The following is a 226-nucleotide window of genomic DNA, read 5'->3' as shown; positions in this document are numbered from 1 at the left end:
CCATCCCGAACAGGACCGTGAAACGACTTAGCGCCGATGATAGTGCTGCAACCAGTGTGAAAGTAGGTCATCGTCAGGCTCCCTATAAGAAACCCCCGCCTCTCGACAGAGGCGGGGGTTTTGCTTTGTGCGGTCGGAAAGCGGGAAAAGAACAAGAACTAAGCAAAGACCAGGTCAAAAACAAAAAGACAAAGACAAAGACAAAACAAACCCGGCTGCCGCCGGG

Annotated in this window: 1 protein-coding gene; it reads left to right on the top strand. The window is 52.2% G+C overall.

The window, feature by feature from the left end; all coding sequences use genetic code 11:
• Positions 1 to 17 precede the first annotated feature (17 nt).
• A partial coding sequence (locus tag KDM89_RS22315) for a hypothetical protein (RefSeq protein ID WP_212689908.1) occupies positions 18 to 226 on the top strand: 209 nt, incomplete at its 3' end.

Source organism: Cognatundibacterium luofuense, from assembly GCF_018139685.1.
Taxonomy (GTDB): domain Bacteria; phylum Pseudomonadota; class Gammaproteobacteria; order Burkholderiales; family Burkholderiaceae_D; genus Undibacterium; species Undibacterium luofuense.
The sequence above is the reverse complement of the archived record's forward strand: the minus strand, read 5'-3'. Positions and strand labels throughout refer to the sequence as shown.